Origin of the sequence: Castellaniella sp. GW247-6E4, from assembly GCF_040276065.1 — a bacterium.
Taxonomy (GTDB): domain Bacteria; phylum Pseudomonadota; class Gammaproteobacteria; order Burkholderiales; family Burkholderiaceae_B; genus Castellaniella.
In genome coordinates, this window is the sequence record NZ_JBELOI010000002.1 from 340,273 (window position 1) to 359,377 (window position 19,105).

The 19,105-nt window shown below is 65.9% G+C and carries 18 protein-coding genes; 14 read left to right on the forward strand and 4 right to left on the reverse strand.

Annotated features, from left to right (window positions below; translation table 11 throughout):
- Positions 1 to 89 precede the first annotated feature (89 nt).
- Positions 90 to 2,762 carry an aconitate hydratase AcnA gene (gene acnA / locus ABS761_RS04710; protein WP_350406939.1) on the forward strand — a complete coding sequence of 891 codons (2,673 nt, stop codon included), beginning with the start codon at positions 90 to 92 and terminating at the stop codon, positions 2,760 to 2,762.
- A gap of 51 nt (positions 2,763 to 2,813) precedes the next feature.
- Positions 2,814 to 4,244 (forward strand): MFS transporter, encoded by a 1,431-nt coding sequence (locus ABS761_RS04715; RefSeq protein WP_350406940.1) that lies wholly within the window; start codon positions 2,814 to 2,816, stop codon positions 4,242 to 4,244.
- On the opposite strand, the gene ABS761_RS04720 is transcribed toward ABS761_RS04715, so the two are convergent.
- Positions 4,231 to 5,073, reverse strand: coding sequence for an aldo/keto reductase (locus ABS761_RS04720; RefSeq protein ID WP_350406941.1), 843 nt, complete (start codon positions 5,071 to 5,073; stop codon positions 4,231 to 4,233). The genes ABS761_RS04715 and ABS761_RS04720 overlap by 14 nt on opposite strands.
- 83 nt (positions 5,074 to 5,156) lie before the next feature.
- Here ABS761_RS04720 and panB point away from each other — a divergent pair, with 83 nt between their 5' ends.
- From panB to ABS761_RS04740, 4 genes are all read left to right on the forward strand, one after another.
- Positions 5,157 to 5,981, forward strand: coding sequence for a 3-methyl-2-oxobutanoate hydroxymethyltransferase (gene panB, locus ABS761_RS04725; protein WP_350406942.1), 825 nt, complete (start codon positions 5,157 to 5,159; stop codon positions 5,979 to 5,981).
- Positions 5,982 to 6,078: 97 nt separating this feature from the next.
- A complete protein-coding gene (locus ABS761_RS04730; protein WP_350406943.1) occupies positions 6,079 to 7,041 on the forward strand; it encodes a LysR family transcriptional regulator in 963 nt (320 codons plus the stop codon).
- 107 nt (positions 7,042 to 7,148) lie between these two features.
- Positions 7,149 to 8,618: a DNA recombination protein RmuC gene (locus ABS761_RS04735; RefSeq protein WP_350406945.1), complete on the forward strand. Its 1,470-nt coding sequence runs from the start codon at positions 7,149 to 7,151 to the stop codon at positions 8,616 to 8,618.
- 13 nt (positions 8,619 to 8,631) lie between these two features.
- Positions 8,632 to 9,558: a 5'-methylthioadenosine/S-adenosylhomocysteine nucleosidase gene (locus ABS761_RS04740; protein WP_350406946.1), complete on the forward strand. Its 927-nt coding sequence runs from the start codon at positions 8,632 to 8,634 to the stop codon at positions 9,556 to 9,558.
- A 37-nt stretch (positions 9,559 to 9,595) separates the two neighbouring features.
- Here the strand turns inward: ABS761_RS04740 and ttcA are convergent, their stop codons facing one another.
- From ttcA to ABS761_RS04755, 3 genes are read right to left on the reverse strand one after another with little or no spacing between them, the layout of a single operon-like run.
- A complete protein-coding gene (ttcA, locus tag ABS761_RS04745) occupies positions 9,596 to 10,567 on the reverse strand; it encodes a tRNA 2-thiocytidine(32) synthetase TtcA (protein ID WP_350406947.1) in 972 nt (323 codons plus the stop codon).
- Between the two features lie 6 nt (positions 10,568 to 10,573).
- Positions 10,574 to 10,963, reverse strand: coding sequence for a dihydroneopterin aldolase (locus tag ABS761_RS04750; protein WP_350406948.1), 390 nt, complete (start codon positions 10,961 to 10,963; stop codon positions 10,574 to 10,576).
- Between the two features lie 6 nt (positions 10,964 to 10,969).
- Positions 10,970 to 12,751 (reverse strand): M61 family metallopeptidase, encoded by a 1,782-nt coding sequence (locus ABS761_RS04755; protein ID WP_502881386.1) that lies wholly within the window; start codon positions 12,749 to 12,751, stop codon positions 10,970 to 10,972.
- A 20-nt stretch (positions 12,752 to 12,771) separates the two neighbouring features.
- On the opposite strand from ABS761_RS04755, the gene ABS761_RS04760 reads away from it, so the two are divergent.
- The 8 genes from ABS761_RS04760 (at position 12,772) to atpG (ending at position 19,102) form a co-directional block, all read left to right on the forward strand.
- The gene (locus ABS761_RS04760; RefSeq protein WP_350406950.1) at positions 12,772 to 13,548 is read left to right on the forward strand and encodes an enoyl-CoA hydratase; all 777 of its coding nucleotides are present in this window, start codon (positions 12,772 to 12,774) and stop codon (positions 13,546 to 13,548) included.
- A gap of 141 nt (positions 13,549 to 13,689) precedes the next feature.
- Complete coding sequence (locus ABS761_RS04765) at positions 13,690 to 14,151, forward strand: ATP synthase subunit I (protein WP_350406951.1); 462 nt, start codon at positions 13,690 to 13,692, stop codon at positions 14,149 to 14,151.
- Positions 14,152 to 14,179: 28 nt separating this feature from the next.
- Positions 14,180 to 15,058 carry a F0F1 ATP synthase subunit A gene (gene atpB / locus ABS761_RS04770; RefSeq protein WP_350406952.1) on the forward strand — a complete coding sequence of 293 codons (879 nt, stop codon included), beginning with the start codon at positions 14,180 to 14,182 and terminating at the stop codon, positions 15,056 to 15,058.
- A gap of 111 nt (positions 15,059 to 15,169) precedes the next feature.
- On the forward strand, positions 15,170 to 15,412 hold the full coding sequence (gene atpE / locus ABS761_RS04775) for a F0F1 ATP synthase subunit C (protein WP_043684944.1): 243 nt from the start codon (positions 15,170 to 15,172) through the stop codon (positions 15,410 to 15,412).
- 128 nt (positions 15,413 to 15,540) lie between these two features.
- Positions 15,541 to 16,011 (forward strand): F0F1 ATP synthase subunit B, encoded by a 471-nt coding sequence (locus tag ABS761_RS04780; protein WP_350406953.1) that lies wholly within the window; start codon positions 15,541 to 15,543, stop codon positions 16,009 to 16,011.
- Between the two features lie 13 nt (positions 16,012 to 16,024).
- Positions 16,025 to 16,564, forward strand: coding sequence for a F0F1 ATP synthase subunit delta (locus tag ABS761_RS04785; RefSeq protein ID WP_350406954.1), 540 nt, complete (start codon positions 16,025 to 16,027; stop codon positions 16,562 to 16,564).
- A 36-nt stretch (positions 16,565 to 16,600) separates the two neighbouring features.
- The gene (atpA, locus tag ABS761_RS04790; RefSeq protein ID WP_350406955.1) at positions 16,601 to 18,142 is read left to right on the forward strand and encodes a F0F1 ATP synthase subunit alpha; all 1,542 of its coding nucleotides are present in this window, start codon (positions 16,601 to 16,603) and stop codon (positions 18,140 to 18,142) included.
- Between the two features lie 60 nt (positions 18,143 to 18,202).
- The gene (gene atpG, locus ABS761_RS04795; protein ID WP_350406956.1) at positions 18,203 to 19,102 is read left to right on the forward strand and encodes a F0F1 ATP synthase subunit gamma; all 900 of its coding nucleotides are present in this window, start codon (positions 18,203 to 18,205) and stop codon (positions 19,100 to 19,102) included.
- The last annotated feature ends 3 nt before the right edge of the window (positions 19,103 to 19,105 follow it).

Below are 19,105 nucleotides of genomic sequence, written 5' to 3' on the forward strand. Positions count from 1 at the left end.
GGGTGATGGAGGGGGAAGGACGGATGCGTGTAAGATGGGACCGGAACCGGTTTTCGCTCGGGGCACGAATCTTTTCTGGAGGACATGCGATGAATCATCCTAACAGTTTCGACGCGCAAGGCACGCTGGATGTGGCCGGCAAGGCCTATCGCATCTACCGGCTCGACGCCCTCGAGGCGAGCGGCCTGAAGGTATCCCGCCTGCCCTACGGTCTCAAGATCCTGCTCGAGAACCTGCTGCGCACCGAGGACGGCGGCGATGTGACTGCGGACGACATCCGCGCGCTGGCCTCCTGGGACCCCGCCGCGCAACCCAGCCGCGAGATCGCCTTCACCCCGGCCCGGGTGATTCTGCAGGACTTCACCGGCGTGCCGGCCGTGGTGGACCTGGCGGCGATGCGCGACGCCATGCGGGCGCTGGGCGGTAAGCCGGAACGCATCAATCCGCTCGCCCCCGTCGAGCTGGTGATCGACCACTCGGTCATTGTCGATGAGTTCGGCGCCAACGATTCGTTCCGCCGCAACGCCGAGATCGAATTCCGCCGCAATGCCGAGCGCTACAAGTTCCTGCGTTGGGGCCAGACCGCGTTCGACAATTTCCAGGTCGTGCCGCCGGATACCGGCATCGTTCACCAGGTCAATCTCGAGCATCTGGCGCGCGGCGTGTTCACGCGCGAAGCCGACGGGGTGACCGAGGCCTATCCCGACACCTGTGTGGGCACCGATTCGCATACGCCCATGGTGAATGGGCTCGGTGTGGTGGCCTGGGGCGTGGGCGGTATCGAGGCTGAGGCGGCGATGCTGGGCCAGCCGATCTCGATGCTGATCCCGCGGGTGGTCGGCTTCAAGCTCAGCGGCAGCCTGTCCGAGGGCGCGACCGCCACCGACCTGGTGCTGACCATCACCGAGATGCTGCGCAAGCACGGCGTGGTGGGCAAGTTCGTCGAGTTCTACGGCCCCGGCGTGGCCGCGGTGCCGCTCGCCAACCGGGCGACGATCGGCAACATGAGCCCCGAGTACGGTTCGACGATCTCGATTTTTCCGATCGACGACGAGACCCTGAGCTACATGCGCTTCACCGGGCGCTCCGCCGAGCAAGTGGCGCTGGTCGAAGCCTATGCCAAGGCGCAAGGCCTATGGCACGATCCGGCCCACGAGCCGGCCTACTCCGAGACGCTCGAGCTCGACCTAGGCACCGTGGTGCCCTCGATCGCCGGCCCCAAGCGCCCGCAGGACCGTGTATCTCTATCGAATGCGCAGCCTGCCTTCCGGCAGGCCCTCGCCGCCCTGCCCGGGGCGCCGACCTCCAATCCGGCGGATGTCACGCTGAACGGCGCCCCGCACCGGATCGACCACGGCACGGTGGTGATCGCCGCCATCACCTCGTGCACCAACACCTCCAACCCGACCGTCATGGTGGCCGCCGGCCTGCTGGCGAAAAAGGCGGTCGAGCGTGGCCTGAACCGCAAGCCCTGGGTCAAGACCAGCCTAGCGCCCGGCTCCCGCGTGGTCACCGACTATTACGACAAGGCCGGACTCACGCCCTATCTCGAGGCCCTGGGCTTCAACCTCGTGGGCTACGGCTGCACGACCTGTATCGGCAACTCCGGGCCGCTGATCCCCGAGGTCAGCGCCGCGGTGCGGGCCAATGACCTGGCGGTGGTTTCCGTGCTGTCGGGCAACCGCAACTTCGAGGGCCGCATCCATAGCGAGGTCAAGATGAACTATCTGATGTCGCCCCCGCTGGTCGTTGCCTATGCGCTGGCGGGCACCATGGACATCGACCTGTTCCAGGCGCCGTTGGGCCGCGACCCGCAGGGCCGCGAGGTCACGCTGCGCGACATCTGGCCCACGACCGCCGAGGTCCAGGCGGTGGTCCAGTCCTCGATCGCCGCGGACATGTACACGCGCGGCTACGCCGACGTCTTCTCGGGCGACGAGCGTTGGCGCTCGCTGACCACGCCCGAGGGTGGAATTTTCAACTGGGAACCCGACTCGACCTATGTGCGCCATCCGCCGTACTTCGAGGGGATGCGCCGCGATCCCGATCCGGTCGCCGACATCCGGGGCGCCCGCGTGCTGGCCTTGCTGGGCGATTCGGTCACCACCGACCACATCAGTCCGGCCGGATCGATCGCCAAGGATTCGCCCGCCGCCCGGTATTTGCAGTCGCAAGGGGTCGAGCCCAAGGACTTCAACTCCTACGGCTCGCGCCGGGGCAATCACGAGGTCATGATCCGCGGGACGTTTGCCAACGTGCGCTTGCGCAACCAGATCGCCCCGGGCACCGAGGGCGGCTGGACGCGCGATTTCACCCAGCCGGCCAGTCCCGTGGCGACGATCTTCGATGCCTCACGCAGTTACATCCAGGCGGGCATACCCCTGGTGATCCTGGCCGGCAAGGAATACGGCTCGGGCTCCTCGCGCGATTGGGCGGCCAAGGGCACCGCGCTGCTGGGGGTCGGCGCCGTGATCGCCGAATCCTACGAACGGATCCACCGCTCGAACCTGATCGGCATGGGGGTGCTGCCCCTGCAGTTTCCCGAGGGCGAGAACGCGGCCAGCCTCGGGCTCACCGGCGAGGAAACCTTCGAGATCACCGGCGTGACCACCCTGAACGAGGGCGAGACGCCGAGCACGGTGCGCGTGCGGGCTGGCGCGGTCGAATTCGACGCGTTGGTGCGCATCGACACCCCCAGCGAGGCGACCTATTATCGGCATGGCGGCATCATGCAGTATGTCTTGCGCGACTTGCTCGACTGACCGGCTCCCCGAGCTGTTTACAATGCGGGCTGCGGCCCGCATTTCTATTCAATGACATCCGACTCTTCCTCCGCTTCCTGGCTGGACCTGCTCTGGGGCCGAAACGGCTTGCGTTCGCTCGCTTTGGCGGGCGGTGTCGCGGTGCATGCCATCAATGTCTTCATCGCCGCCACCATCCTTCCTTCCGTGGTCCAGGATATCGGTGGACTGGCGTATTACGCCTGGAATACCACACTGTTCGTGGCCGCCTCGATCCTCGGGTCCTCGGCGGCGCCGATGGGCATCCACCGCTATGGCCTGCGCCGGGTATTCCTGTATGCCTTGTGCATGTTCGCTCTGGGAACCATTGCCTGCGCGCTCGCGCCGACGATGGGGTGGCTGCTGTTTGGCCGGACCTGGCAGGGCCTGGGCGGCGGGATGCTGCTGAGCTTGAGCTATGCCACGGTGCCCCTGGTGTTCCGCGAGGGCCTGTGGTCCCGCGCCATGGCGCTGATCTCGGGCATGTGGGGGGTGGCGACTCTGGCGGGGCCGGCCATCGGCGGGATTTTCGCCCAGGCGGGCCTATGGCGCTGGGCATTCTGGTCGGTGCTGCCGGTGTGCGCGGTGCTGGGCCTGCTGCTGGCAACCCAGCTCGGGCCGATGGGGCGCGACCCCGGCGCAAGGCCCGGCGTGCCCCTGGGGCGCATGGGCCTGCTGGTGGGTTCGGTGCTGGCGGTCTCGGCCGCCAGTCTGTCGGACTTCTGGGGCTGGCAGGTGGCGGGCGTGCTGGCCGGCCTGGCGCTGGTGATGGTGCTTGCGCGCGTGGACCGGCGCGCTGCCCAGCGTTTCCTGCCCGAGGGCGCCTGGTCCCTGACCAACCCCCTGGGGCAGCGTTACGCCATGATCGGACTCTTGAGCATCGGCGTCACGACCGAGGTTTTCGTCCCCTATTTTCTACAGGTCATTCACGGGACCTCGCCGCTGATGGCGGGCTATCTGTCGGCCGTGATGTCGGCCGGCTGGACGCTGGGCACGCTGATCAGTTCCGGGCGCGGACCGGCGGCCGTCGGCCGCCTGCTGACCCTGGGCCCCCTGCTGTCGACCCTCGCGCTGGCCGGGCTGTGCCTCCTGATGCCCGCGCCGGGCGCATGGATCGGCGCATTGAGCGTTCTGTTGCTGGGCGTCGGACTGGGAGTGGGGCTGTGCTGGCCGCATTTGCTGACCGGGGTGTTCCGGGCCGCGCCCGAGGGCCAGCGCAATATCGCCTCGGCGGCCATCACCACCTTGCAGTTGTATGCCATGGCTTTGGGCGCGAGCGTGGCGGGGATGGCAGCCAATGCCGCCGGATTCACGGATCCGGGCGGATTCGAGGGCGCCCGGAGTGCAGCCTGGGGGGTCTATGGCTTGTTCGTGTTCGCCCCGGCCGCGGCCGTGTGGCTGGGCCGCCGTGCCCGCCGCGATGCCGAGCCGCCCGGCGGGCGCGCGGCGATCAACCCTTCATGAGGTGGAACTGGTCCGGATCCGGGCCGATGCGGCCCTCTGGGTCGTCCAGCGCGGCGATCCGCGCCATGTCCTCGTCGTCCAGGTGCAGGTTGAACAGATTGAAGTTTTCCTGGATGCGCGCGGGGGTGACCGACTTTGGAATCGCCATGCGGTCCGATTGAAGATGCCAGCGCAGGATCACCTGCGCCGTGCTCGCCTGGTGCTTGTGGGCGATTGCGACCAGTGCCGGATTCTCGAGTACCCGCCCCTGACCCAGGGGGCTCCAGGCCTCGGTGATGATGTCGTGGTCCGCCTGGTAGGCGCGCAGCTCGGCCTGCTGAAAGTACGGGTGCACCTCGATCTGATTGAGCACGGGCAAGGCGCCGGTCTTGTCGAGCAGCTTTTGCAGCTGCGGCACCTGGAAATTGCAGACGCCGATGGATTTTGCCAGCCCTTCGTCGCGCAATTGGATCATGGCTTCCCAGGCATCGATATAGCGGCCTTCCATGGGAACCGGCCAGTGGATCAGATACAGATCCACATAATCGAGCTGAAGGCGATCAAGGCTTTCCCGCAGGGCGGCCTTGGTGCTATCGTGCCCGTGGCGATTGTTCCAGACCTTGGTCGCGATGAAAAGCTCGTCCCGGGCGATGCCGGAGCGGGCGATACCCTGGCCCACGCCGGTCTCGTTATAGTAGATATAAGCGGTGTCGATCGACCGGTAGCCGGCCTCGAGGGCCGTGTGGATGGCGGCGGCGGCGTCCGCCTCGGGAATTTGCCAGGTCCCGAACCCGAGCTGGGGCGCGCGGCGCCCGTCGTGGAACGAAACATAAGGTTGATTAGTGGACATGGGGTCCTCCGTCGTGGGGGCAGCCCTGGGCTGCGGCGGCATCGCTTGCCGGAAGTGGATGAAACGGATTTTCAGGAGAGGATATGAGTGTACATAGTCAGGGGCAACGCGTCACGGTGCCCCAGTTGATGGCTTGCAAGGGCGAATCCAAGATCGCCGCCCTGACCGCCTACATCGCGCCGATCGCCCGCCTGCTGGACGAGGCGCTGGACATGATTCTGGTGGGCGATTCGACCGCGATGGTCGGCTATGGCCTGCCCGACACCCTGTCGATCACCGCCCAGACCATGGCCGCGCACGCCGCCGCCGTCGTGCGCGCCACGCATCACGCCTGCATCATCGTCGATATGCCCTTTGGCAGCTATCAGCAATCGCCGCAGCAGGCCTTCGCCAGCGCGGCCGAGATGCTGGCGGCCAGCGGCGTGTCGGGCGTCAAGCTCGAGGGCGGGCGGGCCATGGCCGAGACCACGCATTTTCTGGTCGAGCGCGGTATTCCCGTCCTTGCTCACGTCGGTCTTATGCCACAATATGTCAATACGATGGGCGGCTTCAAGGCACAAGGGATGAACGAGGCGGCGGCGCGCCGCATTGTCGAGGATGCCCAGGCTCATGCCCAGGCGGGCGCCTTCGGCGTGGTGCTCGAGGGGATCGGCGAGCCGCTGGCGCGCGAGATCACGGCATGCGTCGACATCCCGACCATCGGTATCGGGGCGTCGCCCCATTGTGATGGGCAGATTCTGGTCACCGAGGACATTCTGGGCTTGAGCGGCGAGCGCATCCCGAAATTCGCCCGCCGGTTCGCCGATGCCGGCGCGCTTATCCGGGAGGCGGCCGGGCAATACGCCAAAGAAGTCAGGGAGGGGACCTTTCCCTCGCTTGATCATTGCTTTGGGGTCCGGCAAGTGTAGTAGCATTTTACATATGAAGTAGATTGGCGTACTCGAAGGTGGGCGGCTCGCGGGGGCCGCACAGCCGATGCGCTGGCAACAAAAAATCTCAAATATCATGGAAATACGCCAGCTCGAAGCCTTGATGGCCATCGTCACCTCAGGCAGCGTGACAGCTGCCGGCCGCCTGCTCGGACGCTCACAACCGGTGGTCAGCCGGCAGATCAGCGATCTCGAGCATGAACTGGGCTTCATACTCTTCACCCGGACCCGGCCGACCATTACGCTGACTCCGCAGGGCGAGGATTTCTACCAAGAAGTCCGCAGCGTCCTCGCCGACCTCCAGCAGTTGGAGGCCAGGGCCCAGGACATCGCGGCGGGCCAGACCCGCCCCTTGCGCATCCTGGTCACCGCTGACCTGGCCCACGGGATCCTGCCCGACGTCCTCGCGCGGGTGGACGGCGCGCACCCGGTCTTTCAGCAAAAGCTTCTTATCGAAGAGGTCCTCCACGAGTCCGTGGGCTCTGCCCTGATCGAGGGGCGCGCGGATATCGGCCTGAGCAACCTGCCAATCGACTATGAGCAGTGCCGGACGCACTGGTGCGGGCAGGCGCCGTGCATGCTGGCCCTGCCCATGAACCATCCCCTGGCCGAGCAGAGCGTGATTCGCCTCGAGAGCCTGGGCAATACGGATGTCATCACGCTCCTGGGCCGCTACCGCATGCGATATCACCTGACCAATGCCCTGGTGCGCGCCACCGAAGGCTATCCGCGGCGCCACATCGAGGCCAGCAGCCAGTTTGCCGTGGTCTCGATGGTCCGTGCCGGCCTGGGTGTGGCCTTGATCGATCCGTTCACGGCTCAGGGCGCACGCCTGGACGGTGTGGCGGTGCGGCCGATCGACGTTCAGATCCCCTACATGGTCGGCGTCGTGTCGCATCAGAACCGCCGGCTGCCCGACGAGGCCCTGCGCCTGATCGAGGGGCTGCGCACCTACATGCTGTCGAGCGTCCCGCATTTCGTCGAGACCGGCATCGACGGCCTGCCCAGCCACGCGACGTGCGGTTCGCGCGGGACATGATACGGCGGCGGCCAGCCCCGCGGGCGCTCGCCGCGTGGCCGTGGCCCGGACTATCATGCGCATAGGGCGCGCCCGAATCGCGCCGAACTGATTTTCGAGGGTCTACGGTGAGCGTATTCGAGTCGATGATGGCCGCGGGCCTGCCGGGCCTGCTGCTGGCCGTGCTGCTGGGCGGGGTCGTGGGCTGGCTGCTCATGCGCCTGCCTCTGGCGGCGCGCGCCTTCGAGCGCGATGCCGCGCGGGCGCGCCTGGCGCAGCAGGACGCGCAGGTTTTGCGGCTCGACCAAGAGCGTGCCGCGCTCGATCGCGATTGTGTCCGCCTCGAGGCCGAGCGCTCGGGCCTGGACGCGCGCCTGGCGGAGTCCATCGCCTTGCTGGCCGCGCGCGATGGCGAGCTGGCCGCACAGCGCGAGGCCGTGCGCGACCTGGACCACGAGCTGACCCAGTTGCGTGCCGTGCATCGGGAAAAGTTGGCCGCCTTCGATGAGTTGCGGCAGTCCTTCGAGCAGTCCAAGGCCGTCATGCGCACCGAGTTCCAGAACCTCGCCAACCAGATTCTCGAGGAAAAAGGCAAGGCGTTCGCGCACACCAGCCAGGCATCGCTCGACAGCCTGCTGCGGCCTTTCCGCGAGCAGATCGAGGGTTTCCAGAAGCGCGTCAACGAGGTACACGACGCCTCGCAGCGCGGCCACACCCAACTGGGCGCCGAGATTCGCCGCGTACTGGACATCGGCCTCAAGATGAGCGCCGAGGCCAGCAATCTGACGAGCGCCCTGAAGGGCGAGAAAAAGACCACCGGCAACTGGGGCGAGATCCAGCTCGAGCGCGCCTTGCAGCTCGCCGGGCTGGAGGCCGGCGCGCACTACGAGACGCAGGCGAGCTTCCGCGACGAGGAAGGCAACCGCCGGCAACCCGATTTCGTCATCAAGCTGCCCGATCAAAAGCACATGGTCATCGACAGCAAGGTCTCGCTGGTGGACTACGACCGCGCCATCGGCGCCGAAACCGAGGCCGAGCGGATCGCCGCCCTCGATGACCACGTGCGCGCGGTGCGCCATCACATCGACGATCTCAGCCGCAAGGACTACAGCAACCTCATCGGCATGCGCAGCCCGAGCTTCGTCCTCATGTTCATGCCGATCGAGCCCGCCTACATCGAGGCCATGAAGCACAACCGCGAACTGTTCGACTATGGCTACCAGCGCAACGTCATCATGGTTTCGCACACCACCCTCATGCCCATCCTGCGCACGGTCGCCAACCTGTGGATGATCGCCCGCAGCAACGAGCAGGCGCGCGTGCTCAGCGACCAGGCCGGCGGGCTGTACAACCAGGTCGCACTCGTCGCCGAGCGGCTGCAGAGGCTCGGCAACACCCTGGGCACGGTCAGCAACCAGTACAACCAGACGGTGGTGGCGGTCGCCGGCCAGCAGGGCCTCTACGGCAAGGTGGCGCGCTTCAGCGAGCTGTCCGCCAAGGCCAACCGGAGCCTGCCCGCGATCGAGCCGGTACATGCCGACCTCGAGGTCGAGAGGCTCGAGGGCGTCAAGGGGGATGAGCCGGCCTCCCCGCAATAAAGGAAACCAAGCGATGAGCTCTTTCATGGCGCGTCTGGCGTATTTTGCATGTCTGTTGCTGCCGCTGGTGTTCGCCACCGCCCCCCGAGCGGCCGAGCGCTTCGACGAGACGCCGCGCATCGCGGTGATGTCGGCCTTCGCTCCCGAGCTGGCCCTGCTCTCCGGGCGTCTTGCGGGTCCGCGCGAGTACGAGGCCAACGGCGTGCGCTTCACCACCGGAAGTCTGGAAGGCAAGCCCGTGGTGCTGCTGCTGAGCGGGATCAGCATGGTGAATGCGGCGATGAACACGCAGCTCGTCTTCGATCGCTTCAACGTGAGTCATCTGATGTTCAGCGGCATCGCGGGAGGGGTCGATCCCGACCTGCGCATCGGCGACGTGAGCGTGCCCGAGCGCTGGGGCCAGTACCTCGAGTTGGTGATGATGCGCGAGCTTGCGCCCGGCCAGTTCCGCGCGCCGCAGTCCAAGGGTGGTTTCGAGTTCGCCCCCTATGGCATGATGCAGCCTCGTGCCGTGCGCGTCCGGCGGCCGGGCCAGACAGAGTTCCAGGAAAAATTCTGGTTCGAGGCCGACCCCCGGATGCTCGAGGTGGCGCGCCGCATCGGGGCGGTGCCCCTGCGGACGTGCGACGCTCAGGACCAGTGCCTGAGCCGCAGGCCGCGCCTGCAGGTTGGCGGCAGCGGGGTGTCGGGCGCCGCGTTCATGGACAACGCCGATTTCCGCCAGTACGTGTTCCGGACCTTCCATGCCAAAGTGCTGGACATGGAGAGCGCCGCCTGCGCGATGGTGGCCTACAGCAACGGCGTGCCCTTTCTCGCCTTTCGCTCCTTGAGCGACCTGGCGGGCGGCGGCCCGGGCGAGAACGAAATGCATGCGTTCATGGGCCTTGCTGCCGACAACGCCGCGCACGTGCTGCTGGCGTTCCTGCGCGCCTGGCCTTAGCGCCTGGCCTCTCCCGCCGCGTCGGCCGACTGAAGCGCTAGCCCGCGGCGGGCCGCACGCGTGGGCGGGCGATGCGTGATTCCAGCAGGCTGTCCACGGCCTCCTCGTCCTCGGCGAAGGCTGGTAGGGGAAAATCCTCGGCATCGAAGGCTTTGTCGCCCTCGGGGTCGGCCTGGCCGGTGGCCCGCAGGCCCGCAAAATCAAAGAGCCCCGGATCCATCAGGTGCGAGGGCACGACGTGCGACAGGGACCGGAACACGTTCCAGGTCCGGTTGGGAAACGAGCGGTCCCATTCCTCGAGCATGCGGTTGATCTCTTTACGCTTGAGGTTTTCTTGCGAGCCGCACAGATTGCACGGGATGATGGGGAACTCGCGCAGCCGTGCATAGGCGATCAGATCGCGCTCGCGCACGTAGGCCAGCGGGCGGATGACCACGTGTTCGCCGTTGTCCGAGACCAGCTTGGGCGGCATGGCCTTCATGCGCCCGCCGTAGAACAGGTTGAGGAAAAACGTCGCCAGGATGTCGTTGCGGTGGTGGCCCAGCGCGATTTTGCTGGCACCGAGTTCGCGCGCGACGCGATACAGGATGCCGCGTCGCAGGCGCGAGCACAGCGAGCAGGTGGTCTTGCCCTCGGGCACCAGGCGCTTGACCACCGAATAGGTGTCACGGGTCTCGATGTGGAACGGTACGCCGGCGCGGCCAAGATAGTCCGGCAGCACGTGTTCTGGGAATCCGGGCTGTTTCTGGTCCAGGTTGACGGCCACGATCTCGAAATCGATGGGGGCGCGGCTGCGCAGCCGCATGAGGATGTCGAGCAGGCCATAGGAATCCTTGCCGCCCGACAGGCACACCATCACCTTGTCGCCGTCCTCGATCATGGCGTAGTCGGCAATGGCCTGACCGGTTTCGCGCAGCAGGCGTTTTTCGAGTTTGTTTTCACTGACGCTCTGGCGCCGGGCGGGCCTTTCGGCGTGCTCGTGCGCGGCGGCGTGGGGGGCGGTGGACATATGGGGCTATCGGGGCAAAGTGGCCGGGCGGGCTCGGTCCTGCTCGATGGCGACGGCGTCGCAATCCGGGAAGGCATCGGGTTTGCTGATGCGGATTTTAGCGCGCAGCACGCCGGGGAACTGGCGCAGGATGCGCTCCAGGCAGCGATCCACCAGGGATTCCAGCAAATCGATGTGCCCCCGGGTGGCCTCGTCGATCAAGGCCTCGCGCAAGCCGCGGTAGTCCAGCACAGAGCCGATGTCGTGATCGTTCACCGGGCGGCGGGCATCGGTGTCGAATTCGGCGTGGAACAGGATGGTTTGCGGCGCGAGCCGCTCGTGGTCGAGCATGCCGATGCGTGCCTGGACCCTCAGGCCCTCGAGCAGGATGCGCCGGGTGTGCGGGGCGTTCGCCATGGCGGCTCAGGCCTTGCGGCTCAGGACGCACTTGAGGGCCGGCGGCCGGCCCAGGCGCAGGCGGTACTGGCGCAGCTCGTCGCGGCGAAACACGTGCGCGGTCACGGTCTCGCCGGGGCGGCGGGCATCCAGCAGGCGTTCGAGGCCGGCCACGTCGGCAATCCTCAGCCCGTCCAGGGCCACCAGAACGTCGCCCGCCGACAGGCCGCCGCGATGTGCCGGGCCGCCCTCGAATACCGTGGTCAGCTGCAGGCCACCCTCGGCCGGGCGCCAGCGCGCCTCGAGCGTGGGGCGGGAGGGGTGCTCTGTCTCCCAGCGCAGCGTGATGCCGTGACTGGCCAGCAGCTCGGCCAGCGGCACGTCCTCGAGGCCCTCGGCATGGCGCGCGATGAACGCGGCCGTATCGGCGCCAGTGGCCTCGAGGATCAGCGCCGGCAGTGCATCCTCGCCGAGGCCCTGGGGCCGGTCCCGATAGAAATCCCGGCCATAGCGCTCCCACAGCAGGCGCATGACGTCGTCCAGCGATCGCGCGCCATGGGTCTGGTGGCGGATCTCAAGGTCCAGCCCCAGGGCCACGAGGGCGCCCTTGGTGTAGTAACTGACCAGGGCGTTGGGCGAGTTCTCGTCCTGCTTGTAGTAGCGCGTCCAGGCGTCGAACGAGCTTTCGGCCACGGACTGTTTCAGGCGTCCGCCGCCGCGCCGTACCGCGCTTGCGGTCTTGCCCACCAGGCGCAGATAGTCCGGTTCCGTGATCACGCCCGCGCGCAGCAGCATCAGGTCGTCGTAGTACGAGGTGAAGCCCTCGAAGACCCAGAGCAGCCGGGTATGGTTGGGGCGGGAGAGGTCGTAGGGCGCGAAGGCCGCGGGCTTGATGCGCTTGACGTGCCAGGTATGGAAGTACTCGTGGCTGACCAGACCGAGGAAGGACTGGTAGCCCTCGGTCGGTGCCGCGGGCCCGCCCAGGGACGGCAGATCGGCACGACGGGTGAGCAGCGCGGTCGAGGCGCGGTGCTCGAGCCCGCCATAGCCGTCGCCTGTCGCCATGACCAGGAAAACGTAGCGCTCGGCGCTGTCGAGAAAGGGCGCGCGACGGGCGAGGGGTTCGAAGAACTCGATCTGGGCCGCGCAGATGCGCCGCACATCCTCGACGATGCGTGCGAGGTCCAGATTGGGGGCCACCCCGGTGAAGACCAGGTCGTGGACCGCCCCGTGGACCTCGAAGCTCACGCACTGTGGCGTGCCGATTTCGACGGGGTGGTCGAGCAGCGTGTCGTAGTCGGCCGCCCGATACAGGCCGAAGCCGCGCAGTCGTGCGCAGCCCGGATGGCCGTGCGCCGGCGGCAGGCTGGTGTGGACGCGCCAGCCGCGCGCGTGGGTGGGCGGTGCGAGCTCGAGCAGGCAGGGCTGGTCCTGCTGGCCGTGGACGGCCAGAAACAGGCTGCAGCCATTGAAGAAGGCATGGGACTCGTCGAAGTGGGCGCCGCGCACCGACAGGTCCCAGGCGTAGACGAGGTACTCAATCTCGAGGGGGCCTGCGCAGGGCGCGCATTGCCAGGTGTGACTGTCGATCTTGCGCACCTCGACGGCACCCTCCGGGTCGCGGGCATGCAGGGTTTCGATCTGTCGGGCAAAATCACGGATCAGGTAGCTGCCGGGTATCCAGGCTGGCAGGCTCAGGGTCTGCCCTTTGGAGTCGGCTTGCGGTATCGTCAGGCGGATGGCGTATCGGTGCCCTGCGGGGTCGGCCAAGCGTACGCGGTAGCGGATCAGATTATTTTCCATTCCGATAGTTTACATTTGGAGGCACTATGAGCGAGTCGCTGGTGAAGGTTGAAGTCCGGGGCAGGGTGGGCATCCTCACCTTGAATCGTCCCCAGGTCCTGAACGCGCTGAACAACGCGGTGATCGACGAGCTCGCCGCCGCGGTGGCCGCCTTCGAGGCCGACGATGGCATCGGCGCCATGGTGCTGACCGGCAGCGAAAAGGCTTTCGCCGCGGGCGCCGACATCGGCGCCATGGCCGAGTGGTCGTATATGGACGTCTACAAGGCCAACTATCTTGGCGGCAACTGGGATGCGCTGCGCCACATCCGCAAGCCCATCATCGCGGCGGTGGCGGGCTATGCGCTGGGCGGCGGCTGCGAGCTCGCCATGCTGTGCGATTTCATCATCGCGGCGGACAACGCGCGCTTTGGCCAGCCCGAGATCAAGCTCGGCGTGATTCCCGGCTATGGCGGGACCCAGCGCCTGCCGCGCGCGGTCGGCAAGGCCAAGGCGATGGACCTGGTGCTGACGGCGCGCATGATGGATGCGGCCGAGGCCGAGCGCGCCGGCCTGGTGTCGCGGGTCGTGGCGCCCGAGCGCCTGCTCGACGAGGCCATCGAGGCGGCCACGGTGATCGCCGCCATGTCCCTGCCCTCGGTGATGATGGCCAAGGAATGCGTCAACCGCGCGTTCGAGGCCTCGCTGGACGAATCGCTGTTGTTCGAGCGCCGCAATTTTCATGCGCTGTTCGCCTCCGAAGACCAGAAGGAAGGCATGCGTGCCTTCGTGGAAAAGCGCAAGCCGAACTTCAAGCACGGCTGATCGAACTGAGTTAAAATGGCTCGCTTTTCGAGGGCGCGTTTGAACGTAGCCTTAAAGCACAGCTATAATTCAATAGTTTGACCATTGTGCGGCGCACAGTCCTTTTTGTTTCAAGGGCTGGGCGCTCGATACGGCCTGAGGATGGACGCATACAGCACATCGGGGCGGGACGGCCAAGGGCCGGATACGCCCGGAGCCCTGGTTCTCACCGACCAGGAGCGCGCGATCATCGCCAGGCGGGCACGGGTCGGATTGTTCCGGGCATTGGGCGCGCAGGCATTCACGGGGATGCTCGCGGTTCTGGTGGCCTGGGGCATTGCAGGGTTTGACGCAGGGGCTTCCGCCTTCGCAGGGGCGGCGGCCTATTTTGTACCCAACGCGCTGTTCGCCTTGCGGCTGCTGCTCGGGTATTTCGGGTCCGGGCGCCCGGGATCGCTCGCCTTTTTCTGGGGCGAGGCACTCAAGCTGCTGGTGGCGGCGGGCGTGGTGGTCCTGGTGGCGTGGCACGCGGGGGATCGGCTGGTGTGGCCGGCGTTCCTGCTGGGCCTGCTGGGCGTCATGAAGGGGTACGTGGTGTTGCTGGCGATACGCCGCATGCCATGACATTGGATTTCGTTTGAAGGGCATGCAGATGACCGACGCAGTTTCGACGCCTCAGTCCGAGTACATTCAGCACCACCTGGTGCACCTGAACAACATCGGCGAAAAACAAGCCGTCATCGCGAATTTCGACGTCGTCAACTACGACTCCCTGTTCTGGGCCATCCTGACGGGCGCGATCGTCGTCTATTTCCTCTGGCGCGCCGCGCGCCGCGCCACCACTGATGTGCCGGGCCGTTTCCAGATGTCGGTCGAGATGCTTGCCGGCATGGTCCAAGAGGAATCCAAGGGCATCATTCCCAACGAGACCACGCGCAAGTTCGCGGCGCCGCTGGCGCTGACGGTGTTCCTCTGGATCACCCTGATGAATGCGCTCGACCTCATCCCCGTCGATTTCATGGCCTGGGTCTTCAAGCACACCGGCCTGGGCGCCCATCACGGCGACCCGCTGTATTACCATCGCATCCTGCCGACCGCCGACCTCAATATCCCGATGGGCATGTCCCTGGGCGTTCTCGTGTTGATGCTGTACTACGGAATCAAGATCAAGCGCCCGGGCGGTTTCGTCAAGGAGCTCTTCACCGCGCCCTTCCATGCGCATGGTGTCGCGGCCCTGGTGCTGGCCCCCTTCAATTTTCTGTTGAACCTGATCGAATATGCCGCGAAGTGCGTGTCGCTGGGCATGCGGTTGTTCGGCAATATGTATGCAGGCGAGCTGCTGTTCATGCTGATCGCCCTGCTGGGTGGCGCCTGGACCGGTCTGAATGCTTCCAGCCTCAGTCTCGCGTTCGGGCACGTGCTGGCCGGTTCGGCATGGGCGATCTTCCACATCCTGATCGTGCTGCTGCAGGCGTTCATCTTCATGATGTTGACGCTGGTCTACGTGGGCCAGGCCCACGAAGGCCACTAGGAAAATTCGCCCGGGCCCGCCCGGGCGGGCTCGCGGGGCTCGCCCTGCACTCTGGTTCTTGATTCTTGAGTTTTTGATTAATACACAACGTTTACTTACCAAGGAGTTGTTATGACCAACGTTGCATTCGTTGCTCTTGCTTGCGGTCTGATCATCGGTCTGGGCGCCATCGGCGCCTGCATCGGCATCGGCATGATGGGTGGCAAATACCTCGAAGCCTCCGCGCGCCAGCCCGAGCTGATGAACACCCTGCAGACCAAGATGTTCCTGCTGGTTGGTCTGATCGACGCCGCCTTCCTGATCGGTGTTGGCTTGGCCATGCTGTTCGCGTTCGCCAACCCCTTCGTGGGCTGACGTTCGGCGATGGCCCGCGACTCGCGGGCCAGGCTGTCGTCCGGACGGCGCTTGCGCCTGGCGGACGGCTTGGTTTGGTGCCCTGCGGAATCGCCGTGGGGCACACAGGGTAACTAAGGGATACGACCGTGAATTTAAACGCGACTCTCTTCTTCCAGATGATCGTGTTTTTCGTTCTGGGCTGGTTCACGATGAAGTTCGTGTGGCCGCCCCTGACGAAGGCAATGGATGATCGTCGCCAGAAAATCGCCGATGGTCTGGCCGCCGCCGAAAAGGGCAAGGCCGATCTGGCGCAGGCTCAGGCGCGCGTCAGCCTGATGGAGGCCGCCTCCAAGACGGAAAACCACGCACGTCTGGCTGAGGCCGAAAAGCAGGCCGCGGCCTTGATCGATCAGGCCCGTCGCGAAGGCGAGGCCGAAAAGGCGCGTATCGTGGCGCAGGCCCGGCAGGATGCCCTCCAGGAAGCCCAGCGCGTGCGCGAGGCCTTGCGGGGCGAGGTGGCCGTACTGGCCGTCAAGGGCGCCGAGCAGATTCTCCGCCGCGAAGTCGACGCAAAGGCACATGCCGAGCTGCTCGACCAGCTCAAGGCGCAACTCTGAACCAGGGCGAGTCATGGCTGAATACTCTACAATCGCGCGGCCCTACGCCGAGGCCTTGTTCCTGTCGGTGCGCGACGATGCGCGCGGGCTGGAATTCTGGTCCGGGGTGATGTCGCTGCTGGCCCAGGTGTCGGGCATGGACGATGTGCGCGAGGCCCTGGGCGATCCCCGCCTCGAGGATGCCCAGCGCATCGAACTGCTGACCGGCCTGGTGCCGCAGGCGCTGCCGGAGCAGGCGGCGAATCTCGTCGCCCTGGTGGTCCAGAACGGTCGCGTCGAGATTCTGCCGCAGATCACCGAGCAGTTCGAGCTGTTGCGCAATCAGCACGAGGGCACGGCGCTTGCCCGCATCGCCAGTGCTTTTCCGCTGGATGAGGCGCAGCTTGCCTCGCTGGTCGCCGGGCTGGAAAAGAAATTCGGCCTCAAGCTCAAGTCCGAGGTCACGGTCGATCCGGACCTGATCGGCGGCGTGCGTGTCGCGGTGGGCGACCACGTGCTCGACACTTCCGTGCAGGCCCGTCTGGCCAGCCTGCGCGATTCGCTGGCCGCATGATGGCGGGCCACATAACAGGATTCCAGGAGTCTTACCATGCAACTTAATCCGTCCGAGATCAGCGAACTGCTGAAGTCCCGCATTGAAGGCCTGGGCGCCTCGACCGACATCCGCACGCAAGGCACGGTGGTATCCGTGACCGACGGCATCACCCGCATCCACGGACTGTCGGACGTGATGCAGGGCGAAATGCTCGAGTTCCCCAACAACGTCTACGGCCTGGCCCTCAACCTCGAGCGCGACTCGGTCGGCGCGGTGATCCTGGGTGACTACATCGGCGTGTCCGAAGGCGATTCGGTGAAGACCACCGGCCGCATCCTGGCCGTGCCGGTCGGCCCCGAGCTGCGCGGCCGCGTGGTCGATGCGCTGGGCAACCCGATCGACGGCAAGGGCCCGATCAACGCCAAGGCCACCGACGTCATCGAGAAGGTCGCGCCGGGCGTGATCGCGCGCCAGTCCGTGTCGCAGCCGCTGCAGACCGGCCAGAAGGCCATCGACTCCATGGTGCCGATCGGCCGCGGCCAGCGCGAGCTGATCATCGGCGACCGCCAGACCGGCAAGACCGCCGTGGCCGTCGACACCATCATCAACCAAAAGGGCAAGGGCGTCACCTGCGTGTACGTCGCCATCGGGCAGAAGGCCTCCACGATCAACAACGTCGTGCGCAAGCTCGAGGAACACGGCGCGCTGGAATACACCATCGTGGTGGCCGCCGCCGCCTCCGAGTCGGCCGCCATGCAGTACCTGGCCGCCTATTCGGGCTGCACCATGGGCGAGTACTTCCGCGATCGTGGCGAGGACGCGCTGATCGTGTACGACGATCTGACCAAGCAGGCCTGGGCCTATCGCCAAGTCTCGCTGCTGCTGCGCCGCCCGCCCGGACGCGAAGCCTATCCCGGCGATGTGTTCTACCTGCACTCGCGTCTGCTCGAGCGTGCCGCCCGTGTCAACGCGGAATACGTGGAAAAGTTCACCAACGGAGCCGTCAAGGGCAAGACTGGGTCGCTGACCGCCCTGCCCATCATCGAGACGCAGGCCGGCGACGTGTCCGCGTTCGTGCCGACCAATGTGATTTCCATCACCGACGGTCAGATCTTCCTCGAGAGCGACCTGTTCAACGCCGGTATCCGCCCCGCCATCAACGCCGGGATCTCGGTGTCGCGGGTGGGCGGCTCGGCCCAGACCAAGGTGGTCAAGAAGCTCTCCGGTGGGATTCGTACCGACTTGGCTCAGTATCGCGAGTTGGCGGCCTTTGCGCAGTTTGCCTCCGACCTGGACGATGCCACCCGCCGCCAGCTCGAACGCGGCAAGCGCGTGGTCGAACTGCTCAAGCAGCCCCAGTACCAGCCGCAGCAGGTCTGGGAGCTGGCCGTCGCGCTGTATTCCGTCAATAACGGCCACCTCGACGACCTCGATGTCGGTCAGGTCCTGTCCTTCGAGAAGGCCCTGAAGGACTACCTGAAATCCAAGCACGAAGCCCTGATCCAGCGCATCGAGGACGTCAAGGAACTCTCCAAGGACGACGACGCCGCGCTGGGCGCCGCGATTCAGGAATTCAAGAAGCACGGCACGTTTTAAGTAGCGGTCCGAGGGGCCCGGGCTCGCGCCCGCCCCGGTCTGCCCAGACAGGAAAGTGTAATGGCCGGAATCAAGGAAATTCGAACCAAGATCAAGAGCGTGCAAAACACGAGCAAGATCACCAAGGCAATGGAGATGGTCGCCGCATCCAAGATGCGCAAGGCGCAGGAACGGATGCGGGCCGGGCGTCCCTATGCGCGCAAGGTGCGGGCGATCGCTTCCCACCTCATGCAGGCGAACCCTGATTACACCCACCCCTACATGGTCGAGCGCGCCAAGCTCAACGCCGTGGGCATCGTGCTGGTGACCACCGACAAGGGCTTGTGCGGCGGCCTGAATACCAACATCTCGCGCCTGGTGCTGGCGCGGATCAAGGAATTCGAGCAACAGGGCGTGCGTGTGCAGGCGACCGCGCTGGGCAGCAAGGGTGCCGGCCTGCTCAATCGCATCAGGGCCAACGTGGTGTCCTCCGAGGTGCAGTTGGGCGATGCGCCCAACCTCGAGCGCCTCATTGGCGCCATCAAGGTCCAGATCGACGATTTCATCGCTGGCAAGCTCGATGCGGTGTACCTGGCGAACACCCGGTTCGTCAATACGATGCGGCAGGAGCCCAGCTTCATCCGCCTGCTGCCCTTGCCGACCGGCCTCGAGGATCCCTTCCAGTCCGACTCCGAGGGCGAGGAGCGCCTCGAGACCAAGTACGGCTGGGATTATCTCTACGAGCCCGATTCCAAGACCGTCATCGACGATCTGCTGCTGCGCTACGTCGAGGGCCTGATCTATCAGGCGGTAGCCGAGAACATGGCCTCCGAGCAGTCTGCACGGATGGTGGCCATGAAGGCGGCTTCGGACAACGCCAAGAAAGTCATCGGCGACCTCCAGTTGGTCTACAACAAGACCCGCCAGGCGGCCATCACCAAGGAAATTTCGGAAATCGTGGGCGGCGCCGCTGCTGTCTGATCT

Coding starts and splice junctions, on each gene's coding strand:
- acnA (WP_350406939.1), top strand. CDS start 90: ATGAATCATCCTAACAGTTTCGACGCGCAAGGCACGCTGGATGTGGCC.
- ABS761_RS04785 (WP_350406954.1), top strand. CDS start 16,025: ATGGCTGAATACTCTACAATCGCGCGGCCCTACGCCGAGGCCTTGTTC.
- ABS761_RS04715 (WP_350406940.1), top strand. CDS start 2,814: ATGACATCCGACTCTTCCTCCGCTTCCTGGCTGGACCTGCTCTGGGGC.
- ABS761_RS04730 (WP_350406943.1), top strand. CDS start 6,079: ATGGAAATACGCCAGCTCGAAGCCTTGATGGCCATCGTCACCTCAGGC.
- panB (WP_350406942.1), top strand. CDS start 5,157: ATGAGTGTACATAGTCAGGGGCAACGCGTCACGGTGCCCCAGTTGATG.
- atpA (WP_350406955.1), top strand. CDS start 16,601: ATGCAACTTAATCCGTCCGAGATCAGCGAACTGCTGAAGTCCCGCATT.
- ABS761_RS04720 (WP_350406941.1), bottom strand. CDS start 5,073: ATGTCCACTAATCAACCTTATGTTTCGTTCCACGACGGGCGCCGCGCG.
- atpE (WP_043684944.1), top strand. CDS start 15,170: ATGACCAACGTTGCATTCGTTGCTCTTGCTTGCGGTCTGATCATCGGT.
- atpG (WP_350406956.1), top strand. CDS start 18,203: ATGGCCGGAATCAAGGAAATTCGAACCAAGATCAAGAGCGTGCAAAAC.
- ABS761_RS04750 (WP_350406948.1), bottom strand. CDS start 10,963: ATGGCGAACGCCCCGCACACCCGGCGCATCCTGCTCGAGGGCCTGAGG.
- atpB (WP_350406952.1), top strand. CDS start 14,180: ATGACCGACGCAGTTTCGACGCCTCAGTCCGAGTACATTCAGCACCAC.
- ABS761_RS04760 (WP_350406950.1), top strand. CDS start 12,772: ATGAGCGAGTCGCTGGTGAAGGTTGAAGTCCGGGGCAGGGTGGGCATC.
- ABS761_RS04740 (WP_350406946.1), top strand. CDS start 8,632: ATGAGCTCTTTCATGGCGCGTCTGGCGTATTTTGCATGTCTGTTGCTG.
- ttcA (WP_350406947.1), bottom strand. CDS start 10,567: ATGTCCACCGCCCCCCACGCCGCCGCGCACGAGCACGCCGAAAGGCCC.
- ABS761_RS04765 (WP_350406951.1), top strand. CDS start 13,690: ATGGACGCATACAGCACATCGGGGCGGGACGGCCAAGGGCCGGATACG.